Origin of the sequence: Psychrobacter urativorans, from assembly GCF_904846675.1 — a bacterium.
In the GTDB taxonomy this organism is placed as follows: Bacteria; Pseudomonadota; Gammaproteobacteria; order Pseudomonadales; family Moraxellaceae; genus Psychrobacter; species Psychrobacter urativorans_B.
Genome location: NZ_CAJHBT010000010.1, coordinates 33,850 through 58,528 on the forward strand (window position 1 = coordinate 33,850; position 24,679 = coordinate 58,528).

20 protein-coding genes are annotated in these 24,679 nt (G+C 42.9%); 11 read left to right on the forward strand and 9 right to left on the reverse strand.

From position 1 onward, the window contains the following. The first annotated feature begins 235 nt into the window (after positions 1-235). The 6 genes from gmk (at position 236) to JMY06_RS06425 (ending at position 8,142) form a co-directional block, all read left to right on the forward strand. Positions 236-865 (forward strand): guanylate kinase, encoded by a 630-nt coding sequence (gene gmk, locus JMY06_RS06400; RefSeq protein ID WP_201617288.1) that lies wholly within the window; start codon positions 236-238, stop codon positions 863-865. A gap of 192 nt (positions 866-1,057) precedes the next feature. After that, positions 1,058-1,318: a DNA-directed RNA polymerase subunit omega gene (gene rpoZ / locus JMY06_RS06405; RefSeq protein WP_201527723.1), complete on the forward strand. Its 261-nt coding sequence runs from the start codon at positions 1,058-1,060 to the stop codon at positions 1,316-1,318. A 328-nt stretch (positions 1,319-1,646) separates the two neighbouring features. Then, a complete protein-coding gene (locus JMY06_RS06410) occupies positions 1,647-3,833 on the forward strand; it encodes a RelA/SpoT family protein (protein ID WP_201617290.1) in 2,187 nt (728 codons plus the stop codon). Positions 3,834-3,974: 141 nt separating this feature from the next. Next, positions 3,975-4,355: a RidA family protein gene (locus tag JMY06_RS06415; RefSeq protein WP_201527720.1), complete on the forward strand. Its 381-nt coding sequence runs from the start codon at positions 3,975-3,977 to the stop codon at positions 4,353-4,355. A 196-nt stretch (positions 4,356-4,551) separates the two neighbouring features. Further along, on the forward strand, positions 4,552-6,825 hold the full coding sequence (locus JMY06_RS06420; protein WP_201617292.1) for a primosomal protein N': 2,274 nt from the start codon (positions 4,552-4,554) through the stop codon (positions 6,823-6,825). Positions 6,826-6,996: 171 nt separating this feature from the next. Further along, positions 6,997-8,142 carry a cation diffusion facilitator family transporter gene (locus JMY06_RS06425; RefSeq protein ID WP_201617294.1) on the forward strand — a complete coding sequence of 382 codons (1,146 nt, stop codon included), beginning with the start codon at positions 6,997-6,999 and terminating at the stop codon, positions 8,140-8,142. A 47-nt stretch (positions 8,143-8,189) separates the two neighbouring features. Here JMY06_RS06425 and JMY06_RS06430 read toward each other — a convergent pair whose 3' ends face one another. After that, on the reverse strand, positions 8,190-8,507 hold the full coding sequence (locus tag JMY06_RS06430) for a hypothetical protein (protein WP_201617296.1): 318 nt from the start codon (positions 8,505-8,507) through the stop codon (positions 8,190-8,192). 232 nt (positions 8,508-8,739) lie between these two features. Here JMY06_RS06430 and JMY06_RS06435 point away from each other — a divergent pair, with 232 nt between their 5' ends. Next, positions 8,740-9,444, forward strand: coding sequence for a hypothetical protein (locus tag JMY06_RS06435; protein ID WP_201527714.1), 705 nt, complete (start codon positions 8,740-8,742; stop codon positions 9,442-9,444). 89 nt (positions 9,445-9,533) lie between these two features. Beyond that, the gene (locus JMY06_RS06440) at positions 9,534-11,552 is read left to right on the forward strand and encodes a monovalent cation:proton antiporter-2 (CPA2) family protein (protein WP_227672214.1); all 2,019 of its coding nucleotides are present in this window, start codon (positions 9,534-9,536) and stop codon (positions 11,550-11,552) included. 59 nt (positions 11,553-11,611) lie between these two features. Here JMY06_RS06440 and JMY06_RS06445 read toward each other — a convergent pair whose 3' ends face one another. Next, positions 11,612-12,541, reverse strand: a complete 930-nt coding sequence (locus JMY06_RS06445) for a DUF2628 domain-containing protein (RefSeq protein ID WP_201617298.1) — start codon at positions 12,539-12,541, stop codon at positions 11,612-11,614. Between the two features lie 185 nt (positions 12,542-12,726). Between JMY06_RS06445 and trmB the strand changes: the two genes are divergently transcribed. From trmB to JMY06_RS06460, 3 genes are all read left to right on the forward strand, one after another. After that, positions 12,727-13,638: a tRNA (guanosine(46)-N7)-methyltransferase TrmB gene (trmB, locus tag JMY06_RS06450; RefSeq protein ID WP_413786895.1), complete on the forward strand. Its 912-nt coding sequence runs from the start codon at positions 12,727-12,729 to the stop codon at positions 13,636-13,638. Between the two features lie 1,062 nt (positions 13,639-14,700). Next, entirely contained in the window at positions 14,701-15,756 is a 1,056-nt protein-coding gene (gene recA, locus JMY06_RS06455; RefSeq protein ID WP_201617300.1) for a recombinase RecA, read from the forward strand. Between the two features lie 27 nt (positions 15,757-15,783). Further along, positions 15,784-16,854, forward strand: coding sequence for a regulatory protein RecX (locus tag JMY06_RS06460; protein WP_201617302.1), 1,071 nt, complete (start codon positions 15,784-15,786; stop codon positions 16,852-16,854). A gap of 57 nt (positions 16,855-16,911) precedes the next feature. Here the strand turns inward: JMY06_RS06460 and JMY06_RS06465 are convergent, their stop codons facing one another. The 7 genes from JMY06_RS06465 to JMY06_RS06495 form a co-directional block, all read right to left on the reverse strand. After that, positions 16,912-18,369: an anion permease gene (locus tag JMY06_RS06465; RefSeq protein WP_201617361.1), complete on the reverse strand. Its 1,458-nt coding sequence runs from the start codon at positions 18,367-18,369 to the stop codon at positions 16,912-16,914. Positions 18,370-18,667: 298 nt separating this feature from the next. Beyond that, entirely contained in the window at positions 18,668-19,384 is a 717-nt protein-coding gene (locus JMY06_RS06470) for a YidB family protein (RefSeq protein ID WP_201529973.1), read from the reverse strand. A gap of 296 nt (positions 19,385-19,680) precedes the next feature. After that, positions 19,681-20,130, reverse strand: a complete 450-nt coding sequence (locus tag JMY06_RS06475; protein ID WP_227672215.1) for a hypothetical protein — start codon at positions 20,128-20,130, stop codon at positions 19,681-19,683. A gap of 40 nt (positions 20,131-20,170) precedes the next feature. Beyond that, positions 20,171-20,464 (reverse strand): succinate dehydrogenase assembly factor 2, encoded by a 294-nt coding sequence (locus tag JMY06_RS06480; RefSeq protein WP_413786896.1) that lies wholly within the window; start codon positions 20,462-20,464, stop codon positions 20,171-20,173. A gap of 160 nt (positions 20,465-20,624) precedes the next feature. Continuing rightward, positions 20,625-21,527, reverse strand: a complete 903-nt coding sequence (gene folP / locus JMY06_RS06485) for a dihydropteroate synthase (RefSeq protein WP_201617304.1) — start codon at positions 21,525-21,527, stop codon at positions 20,625-20,627. A 185-nt stretch (positions 21,528-21,712) separates the two neighbouring features. Continuing rightward, the gene (ftsH, locus tag JMY06_RS06490) at positions 21,713-23,605 is read right to left on the reverse strand and encodes an ATP-dependent zinc metalloprotease FtsH (protein WP_320157852.1); all 1,893 of its coding nucleotides are present in this window, start codon (positions 23,603-23,605) and stop codon (positions 21,713-21,715) included. A gap of 415 nt (positions 23,606-24,020) precedes the next feature. Beyond that, on the reverse strand, positions 24,021-24,653 hold the full coding sequence (locus JMY06_RS06495) for an RlmE family RNA methyltransferase (RefSeq protein WP_201617306.1): 633 nt from the start codon (positions 24,651-24,653) through the stop codon (positions 24,021-24,023). Between the last annotated feature and the right edge of the window lie 26 nt (positions 24,654-24,679).

The following is a 24,679-nucleotide window of genomic DNA, read 5'->3' on the forward strand; positions in this document are numbered from 1 at the left end:
GCGACCTATCATTGGATAATTTAGATTTAAGAAATTAGGATAACGGAATGCCCTACTTTATCATAATTTGATTTTATTGCCGTTTAAAATGCCACCGCTTCAGTCTTATCAAGATTTTAGGCGTAAAATGTGTATTTTAAAATGGTTAATATTGGAACAGTTTATTTTTTTACCCTCCCTTATCACCGTTTATATTTCACCGTTTTTAGCTTTAACAGCTCATTAGGATACTTTTATGACAGGTTCATTGTTTATTATTACTGCCGCTTCTGGTACTGGCAAGACCTCACTGGTCAAGCAGTTACTGGCCACTACCAATGACTTGACAGTAAGTATCTCTCATACGACCCGCGACCCGCGACCCGGTGAAATCGATGGTCACGATTACCACTTTACCGAAGTAGATGCCTTTACTAGCGCTATTGGTGAGAGTAAGTTTTTGGAGCATGCTGAAGTGTTTGGCAATTATTATGGCACCGCCGAACAAAGCGTACGCGCGCAATTAGATTCAGGAGTCGACGTCATTTTAGAGATTGATTGGCAAGGCGCATTGCAAGTCAAACAAATCTTTACAGACGCCACGATGGTTTTTATCTTGCCGCCCAGTCTTTCAACGTTACGTCAACGGCTCTCTACTCGCGCGCAAGACAGTGTTGAGGTGATTGAGAAACGCTTAGCCGGCGCGGTCACTGAAATGTCGCAATACGTGCATTTTGATTATGTCATTATTAACGACAACTTTGAGGTGGCATTAACCGAGCTTAAATCCATCATCGTCGCCGATAGACAAAAACTGGCACGTCAGCAGCGCCGCTATCACCGTATTATTGCAACTTTACTTGGTAATAAAACGACTGCAGAATAGTAACTATAGTATAGTAAACAACTCAAGTTTAAACCTGAAAAGCAAATGCGCGTTACTACAGAAAAGTGCTATAATGGTAAGTTATTCCCTATATTTAATTTTGATATTTTTATTATCAGCTTTTATCAGAGTGGTTATTATGTCTGATACTGACAAACCCTACGCTGATAGAAACAACCGAGGTAGCTAACTATGGCACGAGTGACGATTGAAGATTGTTTGGGTAATGTTGATAATCGCTTTGAGCTGGTTTTAGTCGCCAGTAAACGCGCCCGTCAGCTGGCTAAAGGTATTGCTGAGCCGATGGTTGACGTTGATAATGATAAGCCAACAGTATTGGCACTACGTGAGATTGCCGCTGGTAAAATTACCCGCGATATCCTTAATCAGCCAGAGCATAGTTTTGCTACTAGCTCGTTAGATTTAGCCTTATCAGGTGATCATAGCTTCTAAAGCTCAAAATGAGCTGTTTGAATTAAAAAACCACAGTGTAATGCTGTGGTTTTTTGCCGTTTATATCGTATTCCGTTTAGAGTGTTCTCCTTTTCTACGGAAAAATTCACCGCCAACTGAAGTAGATCCCAATTTTTACAGGGTCTTTGTGCTTAACAGTTGACATTCACTCCGATTTACGATTAATTAGAGGGTGGTTAGCCAAACCTAAGAATAAGCAACTTTGCTATACCTTCATGCTTCGATCGTTTCATTTCTTAATCACTTTATCGCAATAATTTTACAGTGCAGATAAACAGTTCAGCGAAAACAACAGGATAGTCACCTTATGAGCCAAACCTTGCCCAAACTCAGTCATCATATGGTTGATGAAGCTCAATATAGTCTGCTACGTTCGGTAGGTTATCTAAACGCAGCTGAGAGACGTGATGTTATTGATGCGTGTGGGTTTGGTGATATTGCGCATATTAAAGATAAACGCAAGTCAGGGGAGCCTTATATTACCCATCCGATTGCAGTGGCTGAAATATTAGCGGGCTTTCGCTTAGATCGTGATACGATTATTGCTGCTATTTTGCATGATACGGTAGAAGATACTGAGGTTAGCGATGACCAGCTTGAGCAACGTTATGGCAAAGTGGTAGCACGTTTGGTCGATGGAGTCACCAAACTAAAATCTTCCCGTCATAATAAGCAGCAAAATAAAGCGGCGACCTTTCATAAAATTCTGACCGCAACCCTCGATGATCCCCGTGTGTTAATCATTAAGTTGGCTGACCGTTTGCATAATATGTCTACCCTTGATGCCGTGCGCCCCGAAAAACAGCGTGCGACTGCGCAGGAAACGCTGGACTTTTATGTGCCCTTTGCCCGCCTAATGGGATTAAATGATATTGCCGATTATATTGAGGTGCTATGCTACCGCAATCTTGATTCTGACATGTATAACAAGCTGTCTGATAAGCTACTACAACACGGGCTTGGACGTAATTTTCAAAGAGAAGCCATTCATCGTTACCTAACCATTGTATTAACTAATTTAGAGCTTGGCGGACACGTTAAAGTGTTAGACAATCGCGTGGTTATATATCGGCAGTTTTTCCGTAATCGTGGTGAGATCAACGCGTTGCTACGCCATTACGCTTTTGAGATTGTGCTGGACAATATTGAGGCCTGTGACAAGCTGGCTTATTACCTGATTAAAAAATATCAGATTGATGATACCCATATCGAAGACAATATTCGCCGCCCGCTACCGGGTGGCAATCAGTCGCTCACACTTATTTATAAGCGTGATAATGACTTTGTTAAAGTGACAATTTTAACCAAGCAAATGCAACAGGCTGCAAGACTTGGGGTGATTGGTGCTGAGCATGCCTCTGATGTCAGCCAGTCGGTCATTCAAGCCTCATTACGTAATATGAAAGAATTGGTCGATGAAGACTCATTAGATGATAACAGTCCTGATTTTACAGGGGCCGTCTCTACTATTAATGAGCTGATGGATTATCTGCATTCTAGTAAAATCATCTGCTACAGTCCGCAAGGGCGAGCTTATGAGTTGCCGCAAGGAGCGACGGCGCTAGACTTTGCCTATGCCGTTGGACCGATGGTTGGTAATGTAGCAGCAGGCGCAAACGTCAATGGTAAAGCTGCCAAACTAGGTACTGTCGTCAAAAACGGTCAGCTGATCGAAATTGAAGTCGGTAATAATTCAGAGCCAAAAGCTGAATGGCTGGGCTTTGTGGTCACTAATAAAGCTCGCGAAGAGATTCTACGTTGGTTTAAGGATTTATCAGCCCCAGAAAAGCAGCGCCATGGTCAGCAAGCCTTAGACCGCGCTCTAAAGACCTATCAAAAGAGCCTCGCTGACTTAACTGAGTGCGATTGGGACAACCTCATTGAATGGCGTGGTCTGACTGAAAAAGAGGCGCTATTTGAGCAAATTAGCTCAGGCACTTTATTACCACAACTGGCGGTCTCACGTTTATTTAGTGACGAGTTGACTACAATTCATACTCAAGAACATAGCGATGAGATGTCGCAGCCACAACAATTGGTGGCTAATGCTGCCGGCGTAGAGCTGGACTTCGCCAATTGTTGTCATCCTATCTACGGTGACCCTATCGTTGGACATCTGTCACGGCACGGGCTGGTCGTCCATCGCCATAAGTGCTTTTCGCTAGATGATATCCGTAAAGACAATCCCTACCAAGTCATCCAATTGCGTTGGCGTGATGATAATGCCGTTAAGCAAAGCGAATCAGGTGAATCTAGCAGAAAAATCCGCTTCCCAGCCTACCTAAAACTTTCGGTGGCGCTGAGTGACGAACAAATTAGTGAAGTGATTTACCATCTGAGACAACTTAATATTGGCGTTGAAACGGTCGATGTGCGTAGTATTGATACCATTATTCATATTATCGTCCGTAGCCGCAATCATTTAGCACAAGGTATTCGTGAGTTGCGCTCGCTCCTAGGCTTTCCAAATATCATGCGTTTATATCAGTTATAAGCCTTAAATTAATAAGTTTTAAGTGATAAACCTTGAAACCTTAGCTTATTATAAAATGACGGAAATTTAACTACAAAGTAATAATTTCTCTTGCTAAATATTTAGCATATTTCCCCACCAAAAACATAATAAGGATATATTATGACCCGCCAAACCATTCAAACCGATAAAGCCCCTGCCGCTGTTGGTAGTTATTCGCAAGCTGTAAAAGTAGGTAATACTGTATATATTTCAGGACAGCTTGGTTTTGATCCTGAAACAATGGATCTAGCTGAAGGTTTTGAGGCGCAAGCGAAGCAAGTATTTGCTAATATTAAAGCTATTTGTGAAGCAGCAGGCGGTTCTCTCAATGACGTGGTCAAATTTAATGTATCGTTAACCGACTTGAATGACTTTGCTGCTTTAAATGAGCTATTTGTTGCCAACTTAAGCGAGCCTTACCCTGCCCGCGCTGCGGTACAAGTTGCTGCTTTGCCTAAAGGCGGTGTGGTTGAGATTGAGTCCATTTTATACATTGAATAACTTAAGCATCTAAAATAGTCTGGACGACTTTAATAAATAATAGTTATCAAGTCTATAATCGTTCCATATAAAATTATTCAATATAAAACTATTAAGCCCAAATTGTTCTAATCTAAGGACAGCTATTTGGGCTTAATTTTTTAATTTAACTTATCTTTATTATTTCATCCATAAAAGGTTGCGAGGAGCGCGCTTTATGCTGGTACAAGTTGCCCTACCCGTTCCCCTCTATCGGGTGTTTGATTATAGCGTACCGACAGACAGCACAGCTTTACCTGCAATCGGCAGTCGGGTGGAAGTCTCATTTGGCAGGCAAACCTTAATCGGTATCGTAGTCGCGCATATTGCTCAAGCGAACAGTAGCGTACCTAATAATAAACTCAAACCTATCAATCACTGCTTAGATGACGCGCCTATTTTAAATGATAATATGCTGGCGCTCGCCTCGTGGCTGGCACGTTATTATCATTATCCTTTGGGCGATGTACTGGCGGTGATGTTACCCACATTAATACGTCAAGGTAAGCCGCTGGATTTACTAATTACTCATTGGCGAATTTTGCCAAACGTCCGGGATGAGGATTTCCGTGCCAATGCCAATAAGCAAAAGCAACAGTTCGATATGCTAAAATTGCATGGCGAGCGCGGTGCGAGTGAAGAAGTACTGCTATTAGAGGGTATGCAGCGTGCATTTTTAACGACGTTAGAAGATAAAGGTTTGATTGAACGCTACATTCAACCGAAAACTGAGCCATCTCCAGTCAGCTTAGCCAAAATGCCGCTTGTTTTAAATGAAGAGCAGCAGCTTGCTGTCGACGCTATTATCGCTGCACATGATGCTGATGAATATAGTGGGTTTTTATTAAATGGGATTACGGGTAGCGGTAAAACTGAAGTATATTTGCAAGCGATGCAAACGGTATTAGAAGCCGGCAAACAAGTATTAATCTTGGTGCCGGAGATTGGACTGACACCGCAAACACGCGCCCGTTTTGCCAGTCGTTTCGCCGCTCATATTGTATTGCTCCATTCAGGTATGACCAATACTCACCGTCTGCACGGTTGGCAAGATTGCCGAACAGGCCATGCACAAATCGTTATCGGTACGCGCTCAGCTGTACTGTATCCTTTTGCTGATTTAGGACTGATTATCGTTGATGAAGCGCATGATGCTTCTTATAAGCAGCAAGATACTCTGCGTTATCATGCCGCCGATGTGGCGCTATATCGGGGTCTACAATACAATATTCCTGTGGTGCTCGGTACGGCAACGCCTACTCTTGAACACCTAAAGCTGGTAAATGATGGAAAACTGACTGAATGCCAACTGCGTACCCGACCCGGTAATGCCAAACTTGCCACGATGCAGCTTATCGATGCGCGCCTGCAAAGCACCCACCAGCAAGCCCAAAATGATGGCGCGCGCTACGATACTGGTCTGACCGATATACTGATTAGTGCGATACGTCAAACTTTAGAAGCTGGTGACCAAGTATTAATATTTCTTAATCGGCGCGGTTATGCGCCTGTTTTATTATGCGAGGCTTGTGGCTGGCAGGCGGACTGTCCGCGCTGTGATGCTCATTTAACCGTGCACTATAACAGTCAATCTCAGAGCAGCTCTTATTCGAACAGCTCGTATCTCAAATGCCATCATTGTGATTGGCAAGCCTATATTCCTGCCGCTTGTCCGGATTGTGGTAGTCAAAACTTAGATGCAAAGGGTATGGGAACCACACGGCTCAGTGATAATCTACATGCGATTTTTGCCAATCCACAAACCAGTAAAGACCTGTATCCTATTATTCAAATTGACCGCGATACCACGCGCCGAAAAGACAGCTGGGAGAAAATTTATCAGCAGATTAACCAAGGTAAGCCGGCAATATTAGTCGGTACGCAAATGGTGGCCAAAGGCCACCACTTTCCCAATGTGACACTAGTCTGCTTGCCTAATGCTGATCGTGGCTTTTTATCGGCAGATTTTCGCTCGCCAGAGCATACCGCGCAGCTGATGATTCAGGTTGCGGGTCGTGCCGGACGCGGTGATAAACAAGGTCGGGTATTGATTCAAACCTTGCAACCTGACAACCCTTTGCTCCTTAAATTGGTCAAAGACGGCTATCTGCCCTTTGCACTTGAGCTATTACAAGAGCGTAAAATGATGGGGCTGCCACCCTTTAGCCACGCCGCCTTGATACGCTGTGAAGGTAAAACCTTGCTAGCAACCTCGCAAGCATTAAAAGATGCCATCGCGAGCTTGCCAGTAGCGCATAACCTCGCAGTACTTGGCCCTATTGATGCGCCGATGAGTAAAAAGAACAGCCGTTATCACTCACAACTATTATTATTAGCCAAAGACCGCAATCAATTACACTATATTCTAAATCAATGGTGGCAGCCAGTGCTCGCGTTACCCAGTACTAAATATCTTAAACTAACCTTAGATATTGATCCTGTCGGTTGGTAGTATTAATGACGAGAATTTAATCATTAAATTCTCGTCACTAGATTTCAAGCATTTATGTCCATTTTACTTCGGTGTTACAGCTTCTAGTAGTCAAATATGCTAAATTTCCCATATTCACATCCCAGTTATCTGTCCTAAATAAATCCAATTTTTATCATTCTGAGTGTCATTATGAGTCCAAAAAATTCACTTCCTAAACCTAATAATGGCCCACACTCAGGAAGCGATTCCTCCTCTAACGACCACGACCAGACGTTAGAAGTCACGGCTACTCCGCAAGATACCACAGGCTATCAGCGTACCCTACTGTTTAGCTTTATCATCATTACCGGCTATATGTTTATCGAAGCGATAGGCGGTTGGCTGACGGGGAGCTTGGCGCTATTATCAGACGCCGGTCACATGCTTAGCGACGCGGTGGCACTGGGCGCAACGCTCATGGCCTTTAAAATTGGTGAAAAAGCGGCGACCCGTCAAAAAACCTTTGGCTACAAGCGCTTTGAGATTTTAGTCGCTGGGGTGAATGGTGCAACGCTGATTATTATCGCGCTGATGATTTTTTACGAAGCCATTAAACGCTTTAATTCGCCGCCTGATATTGCTACTCAAGGTATGCTCATCATCGCAACCATTGGTATGCTAGTTAATATTTTGGTGGCGTGGCTGATGCATCGCAGTAGCAATGATGCCGATGGACATAGGCACAGCCATAGCGTAACTGTCGATGATACTCCCTCTAACTCGTCTAACTCGTCTAAAAAGTCAGAGAATAAAAAACCGGCCAACCTCAATATGCAAAGTGCTTATTTGCATGTCTTGAGCGACTTGATGGGGTCAGTGGCTGCTATTATCGCCGCATTATTAATGATTGGCTTTGGTTGGCTTTGGGCGGATGCGGCGGCTTCTGTTATCGTAGCAATATTGATATTATTCAGTGGTTATCGCGTGGTGCGTGACTCGGTGCATATTCTGATGGAAGGCACGCCTAAAGGCTTGTCTTTAGAGACGATTGAGCAGCGCTTAGTTGACCACGTACAAGTGCATAAGGTACACGACTTGCACGTTTGGAGCATCACCAGTGGTTTGCATGCGCTATCGTGTCATGTAGTGGTCGACGGTGAAATGAATATTCATCAGGCAAGTTTATTGATTGCAGAGCTTGAGCAGCGCCTTCAGGATTTAGGTATTAGTCATGCTACTATTCAAGTTGAAAGCGTCGAACATCCGCAAACGAAGGCGCATAGCGATGCGTTAGTCTGTGATATCGCTGCACGTCCAATCAAGGATGCCGGCGGTTATCAGGGCCATTCGCACTAAATGAGTTACCTAAGATTAATTGAGATTAGTTATAGCGTTGTAGTCGTTTATTTAATGCATTTGGATGCTTGATAGCCGTGATAACTATCATAGCCAAAACGTGCGCTCGACCATAAAAACCAAATGGGCGACACTATCCAAATAATAGCGGCAATGCCTATCATAGAAAACCTGATCCACATATCTAGCGCCCCATCCATAATATTAGGCAAATAAGCAGGTCCCATATTAGACGCTAGGAGTAACCAAAATCCAAAACCCAGCAGCAGCCCTGTAATAGTGACATTTAAGAGTATTTTTCCCATCACATCTAAAATAGGATGCCGTACTTGATATTCGTCCGAATCTTTTGATTGGTTGTCCACGCCACTCGCTCCTACTAATATTAATATTTTTGAGCACATTCAATGTCAGTGATAAATTTTAGAAGTGTGTTTTCAACAACATAGATAGTAATTTCAAACAAATTAACCCGTGCTAATTCATAGCCTTGTGTTAGGATATTAAAAATAATGAGAGAGTAGATTATCTATTGTTGACTCTATAAATTATATATACTTGTTTAACTTATCTCTATTTACTTGATGAAATACCGCTATGTCTAAACGCTCAGCCGCCTTTGTTGCTCCCAGCTATATTGACGACCCTATTTCCAAAGAGGGCAAAAAACACGCCAAAATATTGCTATCGACGCTGCAAGAAGATATTGCCAGCTTTCGTAATGAGCAGTTCCCGCCTGATATTTTACGTCAAATCCGCGACATGCCTATCTATGAAGGTAATTTAGCCGAAGTACAAGCCTATCAGCACCGTTGGCAAAACCTGATTGAACGCGCCATGGCATTTTATCCTGCCGCCTATCTACCACCTGACTTCCTACCCTTGCCAGCCAGCCTTGAGATACCACAGTTTATCTACCATGTTCAACGTTTACATCTGACCAAAACCCGTGCCAAAGAGTCCAAAAGCTTTGGTTCAGTGGGAGCATTAACGGATAAATGCGGTGATTATACGCCGCAAGAGCTTGAGCGTATGGCAGCAGTATTCGATAACGATGATGAAGCGAGATTGGTCGCGCACCGTGAGTTTATCGACCTGCGTGCCTATGTGTTTTGTAGAGACACTAAGGGCGAGATGTTAGAGCCCGAACGCATTCGTTTTTACCGTACGGGACTGATTGTCCATGCGTTGCCCGATTTTAAAATTATCGATAGTCGGCAAACCCCGCGTAAGCGGCGTAACGATGCCTATAGCAATCCGCTAGCAAATAATGACGTTTGGAAGATTTATCGTAAAAAGTAGCGTATTTTAAACGCTGTTTCAATCACTGATTAATGTTTGTCGTACTTGTTTGATATTGCTTATTTTGAAGTTATTGCTAAGGAATTTATATGCTCGCTGCCGCCGCCGGCTCACCAAATTTAATGTTACAAGCGACGATTTTTTTGGGGGCAGCGCTGCTGTTTGTACCTCTTGGCAAGCGTTTCGGACTGGCGACCGTCCTAGGTTATCTAGTGACCGGACTGATATTAGGGCCAAGTGCACTGGATGTGGCAGGCGATGCTGAGAGCTTGCTACACTTTTCTGAGTTTGGCGTGGTCATGCTGCTATTCATCATCGGGCTTGAGCTACAGCCGTCGCGTTTATGGGCATTAAGGCGCTCTATCTTTGTGCTAGGTGGTTTGCAGGTTGGTCTTACCGGCACCCTGTTGATGGGTATTTTATATCAGTTCTTTTCCCTACATTTAGATACCGCCTTTATTGTTGGTTTTGGCTTAGCCCTATCCTCCACTGCTTTTGTGCTACAACTTCTGACCGAAAAACAACAACTCTCAAGTACTCATGGTCGCGAAGCCTTTACCATTCTACTATTTCAAGATATCGCTGTGATTCCGCTATTGGCTGTGATTCCATTTTTGTCAGGGGTGCGCGAACAAAGCTACGACTTGATTTATTTTGGTAAAGTATTTGCCGTTTTTGCCGGTTTAATTTTCTCTAGTCGCTATATTGTTCGACCATTTTTTAAATTCGTCGCGTCCAGTGGCGCAACAGAACTGCTGACTGCTGTGGCGTTATTTATCGTCATGGGTGTGTCCATCTTGATGGAGCAAATTGGTCTGTCGATGGCATTGGGAGCATTTTTGACCGGTGTATTATTAGCCGATACCGAATACCGCCACGAGTTAGAAGCCAGTATTGAGCCCTTTAAAGGCTTGCTGCTAGGCTTATTCTTTATGTCAGTCGGAATGCTGACAGATGTCAAACTTATCATGTCGCAGCCACTCTTTATTATCAGTTGTGCGATTGGATTAATGCTAGTCAAGTTTGCAGTGGTCACGGCGATCGCCAAGGTCTCGGGTAATCGCTTACCAACCAGTATCCGTCTGGGGGTCACCTTAGCGCAAGGCGGTGAGTTTGCCTTCGTATTATTCAGTGTGGCGACTGCGCAAAACGTCTTGCGGCCTGAGCTGGCAAATGCGCTTAACCTTATCGTCACTATTTCTATGGCGCTCACGCCGGTGGCATTTTTATTATTAGAGAAATTGGGTGAGCCTTATTTTGCTAAACGTAAGCCTAGCCGTGAATACGATACTATTCCTGACCACGAGCATCCGGTAATTATTGCAGGTTTTGGACGGGTTGGACAAATTATCGGGCGCGTATTGCGTATGCATAATATCGAATTTACCGCTATTGAACGCTCAGCAAATCGGGTAGATTTTGTACGTAAGTTCGGTAACCAAGTATATTATGGCGACCCGAAAAACCCCGAAATCCTACGTGCTGCAGGTATTAATAAAGCCCGAATCTTTATCATCGCCGTTGATGATTTGGAGCGCTCCGTCACTACCGCTCAATACTTGCGCCGCAATTATCCAGATTTAGTAGTATTGGCACGGGCGCGTGACCGCCAGCATTATTATCGGTTACGTGAAGTGGGCGTGCGTCATATTTGGCGCGAGACCTATTTATCGTCATTAGATATGTCGCGCGAGTCATTGCAATTATTAGGTATTTCACCTGAAAAAGCACGCGAAACTATCAAAACATTCCGCGATTATGATGATGACCTACTTGAACGCCAACAAGCTATCTATGATGATGAAGCAAGAATGATTGAATCCGCTCAGTCGGCTATGGCGGAGCTTGAAAGCTTATTCGATGAGGATATAGGTAAAGCGCGGAAGATGGATTTGAGCGATTTTTATGCCGTTCTAAAAAACCAAGCGACACCTGTTGATGCCGCAGAGGAGGCAGATGGTTTGAATAGTACGAGCGAATTAGATAATGCTGACGAGCCAAACAATATTGATGACATAGACAGTGTAGATGTTGTTGATAAGATAGGCAGTATTGGTAATCCAAGTAATAAGGTCAAAGACGATAACGCCTCCGACCCTAAACCCTAAACTACTCATAGTTGTTTTTTATAGCTATCATAGCTATTGATGACAGTTATTGGCGCTGTTTAGTTTGCTGTACAGTGTTTGGGCGTTTGTTTCTTATTAAGCGAGCTGATACAACGCCAACTGTCGCCCTCAAGATTGTGATAGAACACTAACTTCTGCCCATTGAGATAGCGTATTGGAAAACTGACACCTTTGACCGTCGCGATTACTGCGCAGTCTGTATTAGGTACGCCTTCCGCTTGGTTATCAACATGCATACGCAGTTGTTGAGCGTCAGTACTAAGCGGCAAGTTAACAGGACATTGTCCTGTCTGTTGATAAATTAACGCTACCCGATTTTGTGCGTTTTTGGCAATATCATAAGCATCAAACAACACATCGTTCTCTTTTTGCTTCGCAATAATGGGTAAAAACTGTATATTTATTACCATCAGCGCGAAGGCAAAAAACCCAAACCCAAGTGCTAAACCATATAAACTAACCCCACCTTCACGTTGTAGATGGGCCTTTTGTGCCGCCTCATCACGGGGATTATCTTCTATCGCATCGGCAATCTCACGCCGCGCCATACGATAATAATACGCATCCGTCCAGCGCGCCACCATGAACGACCAAAACACCCAAATCATTGCCGCAATACCGATACGGGCTGGCATATGATAAGCGTTTGGAATGTATGACATGAATGCAAATTCAAAGAACACCAACACAATGACAATATTTAACTGAATAAACGACCAGCCCGCCACGCTATATACCAATGCATCCATATAACGCTTACGATATAGCAGCCAAGGAAAGGTAATAAAAAATGCTGCCCAATGCCATTTTGGTGACAGATAACCTTGCTTATCGAATGCCTCAAAACGCTTAAGATAATGGCTTTGCGTCCGATGACCAATAAACCATTGGTCTAACTGTTTACGCTTGGTAGGCGTTAGCTTTTCTTGATAAAACGGCGGCGGCGAATCCGTCTCTATAAATAACATATCAGTAGCCTCGGTTGGCTATTAAAAAGGGATAATAAGGTGCATGAGCACTATCTATTATATGATAATGTCAAGCCAGATGCGAAGCGTTTCAAATAAACGAAAGCATGATAGACATTCACACTAGAAATTATTTCGCCTATAATAGACTCATACCTCCAACTTTATTAAGCCTTAGTACTTTTATGAATAACAACCCTATGAACAGTAACTTTATGAATAACCTTACCAATCCAGACGCTCAAACCGATATCACTATTGACAGCAAGCCTGACGTCGCAGCTAATAATGATGATAGCAGTATCGCTGTCACCACTGACCAAAATGTTAGCGTATCTTCTGCTAATGCTGCAGAAGCTGATAGCAAAGCTACTGATGCTGAGCCTAGCAAACATATACGTATCGTCAACACTTTTATGAAGCGGCGCACGCATATGAATAAAAATGCCGAGCAAGCGTTGACTGATCCAGAGTTTGCGCAGTATTTGGTTAATAATAGCAGCGGTGATGGTAATTTGGAGAACATTCATGATTTGCGCATATTATTCATTGATACTCCAAACGGCAGCGACGCCCCGCTTACCTTAGAGATAGGTTTTGGTCTTGGAGATTCGCTGATCGAGATGGCAGCGGCTGAGCCTGCACGTAATTTCGTCGGTATTGAAGTCCACGAGCCTGGTATTGGTAAGTGTGCTTATATGGCAGGCTCGCAAAATCTGACCAACATTAAAATAATTAACGGTGATGCGATTCAACTGCTCAAGCAATTACCAGAAAACCATATTGATCGTATCCAACTCTACTTCCCTGATCCTTGGCAAAAAAGGCGCCATCATAAACGCCGCTTTGTCAGTCCAGAACGTATGGCAATTCTTACCCGTAGTCTGAAGCGCGGCGGTTGGTTTCATACCTCTACTGATTGGGAACACTATGCATTTTGGATGGTTGAGGTATTAGATAGTTTTACAGGACTCAGTAACCAAGCTGGTAATGGCAACTTTACCCCGCGCCCCGACTTCCGTCCGATGACTAAATTTGAGCGTCGTGGACTGGAAAGCGGTCATGGCGTTTGGGATTTGATTTATACTAAAGACTAAGTTTTATCACTTAATTCATAAGTTGGTTGATAAGCTGCTTGCAAGTTAAATAACTGCTTTACCAATATGTCCTCTATTTAGTGGCTGAATTATACAGCCGCTCTTTCATGCTTATGAACTCACTATCTAGATTATCCAATTCTTCGACTCAATAGCGCAGATAGAAAGCTTGCTATTTTTGCTGCCCTTTTTTAGCCATAGTCCTAAACCCTAGCTAAGTGCCAGTAGTTATATTTTTGCTGATTAGAGGATATTTTGTCGTTAATAAAATAGCGTCATAATATGTGAAACATAGCCCTAGCCCTTTATTTAACGCACTTCTAAACCCTATGATTTCAATAAAATAGGCTTCATATAACACTTTATAATTTTTTCACCCAGCGCAAACATCGGTAACATAAGGGCTACATGAGTTCTCCACATAAGCTGTGTATAACTCTGTGGATAACTAGCTATTTGACGGCTATCATCCTTGATACCTTAAAGGTTAAGGTAAAATTGGTCAATTTTTATACAATTAATTTTCATATGTAAATCAATGGCTTGCGCGTCAATATAAATAGTGAGTATTTATTTTACATTTATTTTTAAATAACTTTTAATAGACCTTATGTTTCACAGCCCATTAATTTAGCCATCTTATATGTACTGAATGACCTATAATTTTATTGACAAATAGCACTAGCAATGGTTCTAACTTACCATAATAAACACAGCTTTTGTTAACATACGCCGTCGATATATTTTGTTTTTTTCTCATTAGTTGGATGCGACAGTGACTGTCGTTTAACGTACTTCTGCCCCTGTTATAGCGCTTGGACTTTGGTATAATAACCTCATCTTCTTAGAACACTCAATAATAAACCTTCAGTAAGAGACACTAGTAGCTTCTTAGTAGCCATAAAATAATGAGGCGATGATAGGCTAAATCTTTATATTCTTACTCTGAACTTTTTTCAGTTATATTACTATTCATATTGGATATAGTAGGATGAGATGCTCGGCATCACGTTTTACGATACTTAATAAATAATGCACTTATTGATAAACAAGGAATCCATTATGGACGACAACCAAGCCAAAGCCCTCAAAGCTGCGCTGGGTCAAATTGAAAAGCAATTTGGCAAAAATACTATTATGCATCTAGGCGATGATGCAGCCGCACTTGATGTAGATGTAGTCTCAACTGGTTCGTTGGGCTTAGATATCGCCCTAGGCATCGGCGGTTTGCCTAAAGGTCGTATCGTTGAGATTTATGGCCCTGAAAGCTCTGGTAAAACGACCATGACCTTGCAGGCGATTGCAGAATGTCAAAAACAAGGCGGTACCTGTGCCTTTATCGATGCTGAGCACGCACTAGACCCAGTCTACGCTCGAGCGCTTGGGGTGCAGACTGATGACCTATTGGTCTCCCAGCCCGATAACGGTGAGCAGGCTCTTGAGATTACCGATATGTTGGTACGTTCAGGTGCTGTCGACATGATTGTCATTGACTCAGTGGCGGCTTTGACGCCGCGCGCCGAGATCGAAGGTGAGATGGGCGACTCGCACATGGGCCTGCAAGCGCGTTTGATGAGCCAAGCGTTGCGTAAAATCACTGGTAATGCCAAACGCTCTAACTGTATGGTGGTATTTATTAACCAAATCCGTATGAAAATTGGCGTCATGTTTGGTAGCCCAGAGACCACAACCGGTGGTAACGCGCTTAAGTTCTACGCCTCCATACGCATGGATATTCGCCGCATTGGTGCGGTTAAAAATGGTGATGAAATTATTGGTAACCAAACCCGAGTTAAAGTTATTAAAAATAAAATGGCACCGCCATTCCGTCAAGCTGAGTTTGAAATTACTTATGGCGAAGGGACCAATCACTTGGCGGAAGTCATCGATTTAGGTGTTGAGATAGGCGCAGTCGGTAAAGCAGGATCTTGGTATAGCTACGGCGATGAAAAAATCGGTCAGGGTAAAGCCAATTCAGTGATATTTCTGAAAGAAAACCCTGCTATTGCTGAAGAAATTGAAGCTAAAATACGTGCCGAAAAACTCGGTGTAGCCGATGATAGCAAAGCGCCAGAGACAGCTGTTAAGGAAGAACTAGAAGCAGAGCCAGTGCAATAACCGTTTACTGACTATCGATCGACTGTTATGAAAATTAAAACATTAGCCGAAATTCTAGCCGAGTCAGAATCCGACTCGGCTAGCTTGGCTAAATCCAAACGAAAAAGCTCCAAACAAAAACAACCTTCCAAAGCTATTAGCAATGCTCATAAACTCCCCGCTGAATCCAAGATAGAATACCTAAATTCCAAACAGTATCGGTCTTCTGACGCCGCTGATATTAATGACTCTACAACTTTTGATTCCAATACTCCTTCCTCATCTAAATCCTTTAAAACTAAGTCTAAAAAGCGAAAAAAACGCTTTCATCCTGCTTCAAATTTTACGATTGAGCCTAATGCTGCTCCCAACTATCAGCTGCCTGAACCACAAAGCATTAAAGAGATGCTCGCGGAGGTGAAGCATGAGGTTCATGATAAGAATATTAATGAAAGTGCTACTCATACCTCTATAAAGATAGACACTAATTCAGAATCTGTTAAGGGAACCAAAGAGGTCGATAACCTGCCCTCTGCGCTCAAAGCTTACCTGCGTACTCCCGAACAGCGACAAGCAGAAACAGACGCTATTAAAGCCGAAAGTCGTTTGCGTTGGCTGGCATTTTATTATTTATCGCGGCGTGAATATGGCAAGGCTGAATTGAAGCAAAAGTTACTGGATAAAGAGCAAGATGTCCATAAGATCGATGCCTTATTGGAAGAGTTTGAGAGTAAGGGCTATCAAAGTGACTACCGCACCACCCTAATGCTTATCCGCGAAAGTATTCGTAAAGGCCGGGGACGCGGTCGAATTAAGCAGGAGTTTTACCATAAAAAAATAGCCATGCCCAGCAATATTGATGAGCTAATTGACATGGCAAATAGTGAGTCTGATGAGTTTATTGAATTTATCGATGACAGCGCTGATAGCATGGTTGAAGGGGTTGATTGGCTTAAACTGGCGGTAACGGCACGTATTAAAAAGTACGGTGACGATGTACCTATCGAACAAAAAGATAAAGCGCGACAATTGCGTTTTTTGCAATATCGCGGCTTTAATAGTGATATATGCTTTCAAGCGCTTAAATATACTCTAAATACATTAGATGAGCGTTTTTAGCTTAAACTTCTCGCACCTTCTCAAAAGTTATTACTCATCAATAATACTTAATAACTTTTAATAATAGCCGAGCAACTTCCACCAAATGAGACCCGCGCCAATCCAAACCACTAGATTGACCACACTCATTATCGCCCCAATACTCCACCACTCCCCTAACGTCACATAACCTGAGTTAAAGATAATCGGTGCTGTACCCGTAGCATAATGGGTCAGCGTCATCATAATATTACCCGCTGCTGCAAGTATTAATGCATAGAGCATCGGCGGTGCACCCAAGGCTAACCCTACCGCGTAAAACGCGGCGAACAAAGCAGTAATATGCGCGGTGGTACTGGCAAAAAAGTAATGGATATATAAGTAAACTAACGTCAAAATCGCCACTGCGCCCACCCAGCCAACACCCGTCATGCCAATCATGCTCTCAATATTGCTTGAAAACCAACTGATTAAGCCGAGTTTGCTCAAATAAGAAGCCATCATAATCAGCGCACCAAACCAGATAATGGTATCCCATGCTGATTTTTCTTTCAGAATATCATCCCAAGTCAGAACACCAGTTAGTATTAAGGTCGTCAATCCAATAAAAGCCGTCGTCGTAGCATCGACGCTCCATTGTTCACCAAAGATAAGCGCAGGAATATTTGCCCACAATAGTAACATTAAAGCAAATACACCGAGCATTATTTTTTCTTGCATACTGACATGACCCATTTCTGCCAAGTTGTCTTTAGCAAAGGTCTTGGCATCAGGCGTCTCTTTTACCTCAGGAGGATAAATCAGATAAATCACTATCGGCATCAATACCAAACACAGCATTCCTGGTATAAACATTGCCACCGCCCACGTCGTCCACGACAGTTGGATATCGCCGCCTGTGGCCTTATTAACTAAATCAACTACTAAAGGGTTGGGAGCAGTAGCGGTAATAAACATGCCTGAGGTGATCGGGTTGCCGTGATAATTGACCATTGCCAGATAGCGGCCAATCTTTTTTTGTGTGCCCTCTTCGGGGGTTGAATGAAAGCTTTGGGCAATGGACTTCATAATGGGGTGAATAATACCGCCACCTCGGGCAGTATTAGAAGGCGTTATTGGTGCAATCATCAGCTCCGCAGCTGTCAAGGAATAGGCAACACCAATGGTTTTTTTGCCAAAAATAGAAATAAAATAATAAGCAATACGGCGCCCCAAACCAGTCTTTATCAAACCCCGTGAAATCATGACCGCGATACCAATCAACCAAATCAACGGACTTGAATAGCTTGATAGCGCATCACTTATTGCCTCTTTTGGGCTGTCATTCGTCACGCCAGTGACTGCTACCAATGTCACCGCGATAATAGCAATCGCGCCAATAGGTAGTACTTTACCGATGATAGCAACGATGGTCGCGATAAATAGTGCCAACATATGCCACGCTTCAGGCGTGACCCCAGTAGGAACGGGTATAACAAACCATATTATCAAACCGACCAATATGGCAATAGCGGCAGGAATAGGCTTAAACGGCATCATCGTTACATCCTTGTAAAATGTCCATATAATAGAATAAAAATATTATGACTTAAAAATATTTATTGGATAAAGTTAGTAATGAAGTAAAATTAAATTAATTATATAACTATTGTTATTAGCCTGCTCTAACAATCACCATTTTTAACATATTTATTTAAAGGCAAAGATAACTCTAAACCATCAATAGAGCTTATAGTATGTGAATACATGAACCATAAAAAAAGCACACCAACAGGCATGCTCTCTTTGATTGTTAATCTTTAATTTATAACATTTATCCTAAAAAACCATTACTTTACTTCAAAGCTCCCAGACGGTTAGATAGTTGACTGATAATCTGCTCGATTTCCTGATTTGCTTCTGTTTCATTATCTAAATTACCATGCGGAGTTAGCTGATTCATAACCTCAGGTAATAATTCAGCCAATCCTTGACGAACTTCCATATCATTAGCGCCGGTATGCGCCGCTACTTGTTGAATTTCTTTTTCATCAAACAGACGATGGACTTCATTAGGGTCTAGATTGTCATTTAACTCATGATTGCTCATCCAAGACTGTGCTTGATTCTCATAACCCATGCCAGTTATTTTCGATAGCGCACCACTGAGACCACCATTACGCTGAATCCAACTTAGGACCATGGGCATAAGGGCAGCAACCAACATGCCTTTACCACTAAATCCACTTCTATTACTTTGACCACCCAAAACGCTACCTAAAATATCACCCAATCCGCCAGAACTCGCACTGGTGTTACCTGGCTTATTACCGCCGATTAGACCACCTAAGATGTCATCTAAACCGAAGTGATTGTCCTGATGGCGCTCATACTGCTGCGGATTATAATCACGTGGTTGATTATGACTTCCTGTTAACACACCACCCAAAATATCACCCAGACCACCAGTACGACGCGGGGTAATACGCTGATTGATAGGGTTGCGTTGGCTATCTTCTGGATCAATGGCACTGCGCGCAACTTGTGAAACTAAATTCCCTAATAAGCTCATAATGACATCCTTTTATTATTAACTAATTGGCTATCGCTTATGCTATTGAGTATCGTCGTATAATAATAAATAATGTCATATAAATAGTACGACATTATTGTTGAAACTCTTATAAATCAATACCAAGCAAATTACCATCTAATATAGCAAATCTCTTCTACCGGCAGATAGGTGTTTTGTTATAGCATGTAGAGCTTCGTTAGTTAGTGTATACAAGAAAAATCAGGGCTAATCGTAAAATACTAACCGTAATACACGACTAACAATTTATTAAGCACCTAAGAACTATTATCTACCTAAATAGCGGTAGTCGGGATAACGTTGGCTAAGATATTTAACTCTTGCCATTCCTCAGCGCTAACTTGGTCGCGAAATACAGTCACTGATAGAGAACGTTGGTAAGGCTCATTAATTATAAACTCAAAATGAATGAATAACTGATAGCGATACACCTTTACCAACTCAGCTTGCCATAATGCATCGCCGCGACTCGATCGCATCAGCAATTGCCATCCTTGGTCCACTCGTTGATGTAGTGGCGGTTGGCTTAAGTGCAGTAATATTGGTCGAGACAACGCCAGATAACTGTATACCGCGGACCCAATAATTAATATCAATACATACTGCCACAACGATAATTCAGCTAGCCACGCTAATGATATCAGCGCACTCGTCAAACTGCCATATAACAAAACCCGTAAACGGCTAGATGGCTGTATTGGCATATCAATACGTAAGGACTTCATGGGCGCGATATCTCTAAAATATAGCTATTAAAAAAAGCTACTAAAGGTCTTTAGCATGACGCCAGGTCTTAATCTTATTAACCAATGTCCATATTGCTTCGTCTTCTGGCTTATCTTGATTGGTAAAATAATCTAATAAATCAGGATCTTCATGAGTGAGCATTTGCTCAAAGGTTTCTTGCTCAGCAGGTGATGCCGTCAGATATAGCTCTTTCACGTAGGGATCAATATAGAAGTCCAGCTCTTTTAGCCCGCGGCGGGCTTGATAGATAATACGGCGCTGATCATTGCTGGGTTCTGGCTGGTTTTGGATATCTGAGTTGGTTGTCATCATAAAGATAGTCTCATTATTGAATATAATATATATAAACTGGGATACAAAGGTTATGTGGTGCTTAATGACACTTATCATTATTAAAACTGCTGCTATTTATTATTCTTTTTAAACATAACTCTTGCTGATTATAGCTTGTACTAACTACAGTGTGTATTAACTACAATTTGCGCTGATTATAGTCAGATAACTGCTGCCATAGTGCTACTGCTTGTTGCATCATCGCCACGTTATGGGTACGAATAATACTCGCCCCTTGTTGTAATGCAAAGAGTCCAGCGGCAGTGCCCGCAGAGTCTCGCTCCAGTGCTTGAGTCTCCGCCACTGCGGTAACGCTACTATTAGTCAACACTTCTGCTAAAAAACGTTTGCGCGAGATACCGAACATCACTGGCAGCCCAAGACCTTGTAATTTATTAAGCTGGGTTAATAATGCGCAGTGATGATCATAATTCTTCGCAAAACCAAAGCCTGGATCAATAATTATATTATCACGCCTGACACCAAGCTGGGTCACCTCACCAATACGAGCCGTTAATTCAGCCCTTACTTCATTAATGACATCTTCATATTGCGCAAGAGTGTTCATAGTGGTCGGTTCGCCGCGCATATGCATAAGCATCACAGGTATATCCAGCTGAGCAGCCATTGCTGCGGCGCCTTCACGTTTCAAAGCACGTATATCATTCCAAATATCAGCGCCCGCCACAAATGCTGCCTGCATAACCATAGGATTGCTGGTATCGATAGATAACCAAACTGCATCACCACACTGTTGCCTTATCGCGGCAACTACTGGTACTACGCGCTTTATTTCTTCGCTAGTCGCAACCGCTTCAGCATTTGGACGGGTAGATTCACCACCAATATCTATGATAGTCGCGCCCGCATCTAGCATTTGCTTGCAGTGCGCAACCGCTTTATCTATCCCATTAAAATGACCGCCATCTGAAAACGAGTCTGGGGTCACATTGAGAATGCCCATAATATGCGGCTGCGATAAATCTAGGACTTTACCGCGACTAGACACGGTATAAACAGGTAAAGCCTGGAACAATGACATAAATCATCCATCGTTAGTGAATTTATAAAGAGCTGTTATAACTCTCTTAGCTCATCATACCAGTAAATCTTATCTGGTTCTAAATTTATGCTGTCCTAAAACCAAACCATCCCAAAACAGTAGCCATAAAAAAAGCCCTTTATAAAAAAGGACTCTTTATGCTAAATATTCATATTTTAATAAGATTACATTGCTGGTAATGGCGGCGGTGTTGAGCCAGAAGTCTTATTATCGTCTTTCGATAGGTTTATTTCAGTATGCTGATAAACTCTTGGTGGACGAGGATCTTCACCTGCCAAGATATCCTGCAACTGATCGCGATCAATGGTTTCCCATTTCATCAAAGCATCAACCATCGCATGCATTTTATCTTGATTGCCTTCAATCAGCTCACGAGCGATATCATATTGCTCCTCTAACATCCGGCGTACTTCTTCATCGACTTTTTGCTGCGTCGCTTCTGAAATAGTACGGCTGCCACCAAAATAACCTTGCGAGCTATCGTCATCTTCGTAGACCATGATACCTAGGGCATCAGACATACCGTATTTAGTAACCATAGCGCGTGCCATTTTGGTCGCACGCTCAAAGTCGTTAGAAGCACCGGTTGACTGCTGATGGATAAAGACTTCTTCTGCAATACGACCACCAAATAGAATAGCGAGATCACTGAGCATTTTTGACTTATAAAGGCTAGTTTGATCATGCTCAGGCAACTGCCACGTCACCCCAAGGGCAAATCCGCGCGGCATAATAGTCACTTTATGCACCGGATCGGTACCCGGTAGCAGCTCAGCCACTAACGCATGACCAGACTCATGGTAAGCCGTAGCTCGGCGTTCTTCTTCACGTATCACCATTGATTTACGTTCAGGACCCATGTATAGCTTGTCTTTAGCGTCTTCGAAGTCATTCATATCGACGCTTCTCTTGTTACGACGGGCTGCAAATAATGCCGCTTCGTTCACAAGGTTGGCCAATTGCGCACCAGTGAACCCAGGCGTACCACGAGCAAGTGAGTTGGCATCGACACCGGTAGTATTCGGTAATTTCCGCAAATGCACTTTTAGAATCTGCTCACGACCTTTAATATCTGGCAAGCCTACCTGCACCTGACGGTCAAAACGACCGGGGCGCAACAGGGCTTTATCCAGAACATCTGCACGGTTAGTTGCAGCAATGACGATGACGCCTTCATTCTCATCAAAGCCATCCATTTCGACCAGCAACTGGTTAAGCGTTTGTTCACGCTCATCGTTACCGCCACCTGTACCAGAGCCACGATGGCGACCGACCGCATCAATCTCATCAATGAAGATGATACAAGGCGCACTTTTCTTTGCTTGCTCGAACATATCGCGTACTCGTGAGGCACCGACACCGACAAACATCTCAACAAAGTCAGAACCTGAGATTGAGAAGAACGGTACTTTAGCCTCACCAGCAATGGCTCTTGCTAACAGAGTTTTACCAGTACCGGGTGGACCAACCATCAAAATACCGCGTGGGATAGTCGCACCAAGCTTAGTAAATCTGTCCGGATCACGTAAGAACTCGACCACTTCCACAACTTCTTCTTTGGCCTCTTCACAGCCCGCCACATCTCCAAAGTTCACGTTGATTTGATCTTCAGTGAGCATTTTGGCTTTTGATTTACCAAAGCTCATCGGACTGCCGCCTTTACCACCAGCGCCGCCTTGCATCTTGCGCATAAAGAACAAGAACAGACCAATGATCAGTAAGATTGGGAAGCTGGCAATTAAAAGCTGCATCAAGACGCTCTGACGTTTTGGCGCAGTCCCTTGGATATCGACTTGATTCTCACGCAGTAACGGCATCAGCTGTTCATCGGCCACAGCTGGACGAATGGTCTCAAATTCTGAACCATTTTTCTTCTCGCCGGTGATCTGCTCGCCGTCAATTTCAACACTGGCTACTTGATTTTCAGACACTGCGGTCACAAATTCAGAGTAGTTAAGGTTATCGGGCTCAGACGATTGGTCAAAGCCGCTAAACACCAGCACTAAAACGCCGATTACCACCAGCCACAATAAGGTATTTTTTACCATGTCGCTCACTAGTTATTCCCATCCCTTACTTATTGGTGTGTTTACTAAACACGTGACGTCCCCACCGTTATTACTCACTATCTACTGAACCTTTCTTTCTATTACTGGCCATGATTATCAACCTGCTGACTTGAACTTATAATATTAGCAATGATGCTCTATCAGCGTGTCGTAGCCGTTAATAACCATACGACTTAAAGGTAAATGATGAAGATTATGAGTTAATCGTTGTCAGACGACTTTGTTTGAAACAATTGCTTAAAACAAAGTTAATATACCCTGATATGTGGTATTAACTTGAATAATTCAACCTGAATAGTCGTTTATTCAGTTAACAAATGTAGCGATTTTCGAGCGGCTCTAAGTCCGTTGTATACCATATATTATATAGAATACTATTGATACATCCTATTGAAACTATAGCCTATTTAATCGCAATCCAAAACATCTCTTTTGAGCGTGGACGCGATGCATTCGGCTTAATACTACGAATTTTACTAAATTTCGGTTGCATCTGCTTGCGCAATTCTTGCGAGCCTTCGCCCTGAAACACTTTCATAATCAACGCGCCACCTTCTGGTAATGTCGCCAAGGCAAAGTCCACAGCCAGCTCGCACAAATCCATCATACGTGGTTGATCTACCGCACTATTACCTGAAGTATTGGGCGCCATATCAGACAACACCACATCCACTTGCCGATCGCCAACCTTAGCCATAATACTATCAAAGACGTCTGCTTCACGAAAATCGCCTTGTATAAAGGTCACATTCTCCAATTTATCCATCGGCAAAATATCGGAAGCGACTAAGGTACCCTTGTCACCCACTAATCTACCCGCCACCTGTGACCAGCTGCCTGGGGCACTGCCCAAATCAACAACGGTCATGCCACTACATATTAATTTGGATTTTTCGTTAATTTCAAGTAATTTAAAGGCGGCGCGCGCACGATAGCCCTCTTTTTGAGCTCTTTTTACATAATGATCGTCAATATGTTCTTTCATCCAAACACGGCTGCTTTTTGACAACTTTTTATTTTCAATGCGCGTGGCCAAAATACCTGCTCCTATTGCTTTACAAC

Bases quoted from the DNA above. Each gene is read 5' to 3' on its own strand.
- JMY06_RS06435 (WP_201527714.1), top strand. From the start codon at position 8,740: ATGTCTAAACGCTCAGCCGCCTTTGTTGCTCCCAGCTATATTGACGAC.
- gmk (WP_201617288.1), top strand. From the start codon at position 236: ATGACAGGTTCATTGTTTATTATTACTGCCGCTTCTGGTACTGGCAAG.
- JMY06_RS06410 (WP_201617290.1), top strand. From the start codon at position 1,647: ATGAGCCAAACCTTGCCCAAACTCAGTCATCATATGGTTGATGAAGCT.
- rpoZ (WP_201527723.1), top strand. From the start codon at position 1,058: ATGGCACGAGTGACGATTGAAGATTGTTTGGGTAATGTTGATAATCGC.
- trmB (WP_413786895.1), top strand. From the start codon at position 12,727: ATGAATAACAACCCTATGAACAGTAACTTTATGAATAACCTTACCAAT.
- JMY06_RS06480 (WP_413786896.1), bottom strand. From the start codon at position 20,464: ATGATGACAACCAACTCAGATATCCAAAACCAGCCAGAACCCAGCAAT.
- JMY06_RS06420 (WP_201617292.1), top strand. From the start codon at position 4,552: ATGCTGGTACAAGTTGCCCTACCCGTTCCCCTCTATCGGGTGTTTGAT.
- JMY06_RS06425 (WP_201617294.1), top strand. From the start codon at position 6,997: ATGAGTCCAAAAAATTCACTTCCTAAACCTAATAATGGCCCACACTCA.
- JMY06_RS06415 (WP_201527720.1), top strand. From the start codon at position 3,975: ATGACCCGCCAAACCATTCAAACCGATAAAGCCCCTGCCGCTGTTGGT.
- folP (WP_201617304.1), bottom strand. From the start codon at position 21,527: ATGTCATTGTTCCAGGCTTTACCTGTTTATACCGTGTCTAGTCGCGGT.
- JMY06_RS06470 (WP_201529973.1), bottom strand. From the start codon at position 19,384: ATGAGCTTATTAGGGAATTTAGTTTCACAAGTTGCGCGCAGTGCCATT.
- JMY06_RS06475 (WP_227672215.1), bottom strand. From the start codon at position 20,130: ATGAAGTCCTTACGTATTGATATGCCAATACAGCCATCTAGCCGTTTA.
- JMY06_RS06460 (WP_201617302.1), top strand. From the start codon at position 15,784: ATGAAAATTAAAACATTAGCCGAAATTCTAGCCGAGTCAGAATCCGAC.
- recA (WP_201617300.1), top strand. From the start codon at position 14,701: ATGGACGACAACCAAGCCAAAGCCCTCAAAGCTGCGCTGGGTCAAATT.
- JMY06_RS06465 (WP_201617361.1), bottom strand. From the start codon at position 18,369: ATGCCGTTTAAGCCTATTCCTGCCGCTATTGCCATATTGGTCGGTTTG.
- JMY06_RS06445 (WP_201617298.1), bottom strand. From the start codon at position 12,541: ATGTTATTTATAGAGACGGATTCGCCGCCGCCGTTTTATCAAGAAAAG.
- JMY06_RS06440 (WP_227672214.1), top strand. From the start codon at position 9,534: ATGCTCGCTGCCGCCGCCGGCTCACCAAATTTAATGTTACAAGCGACG.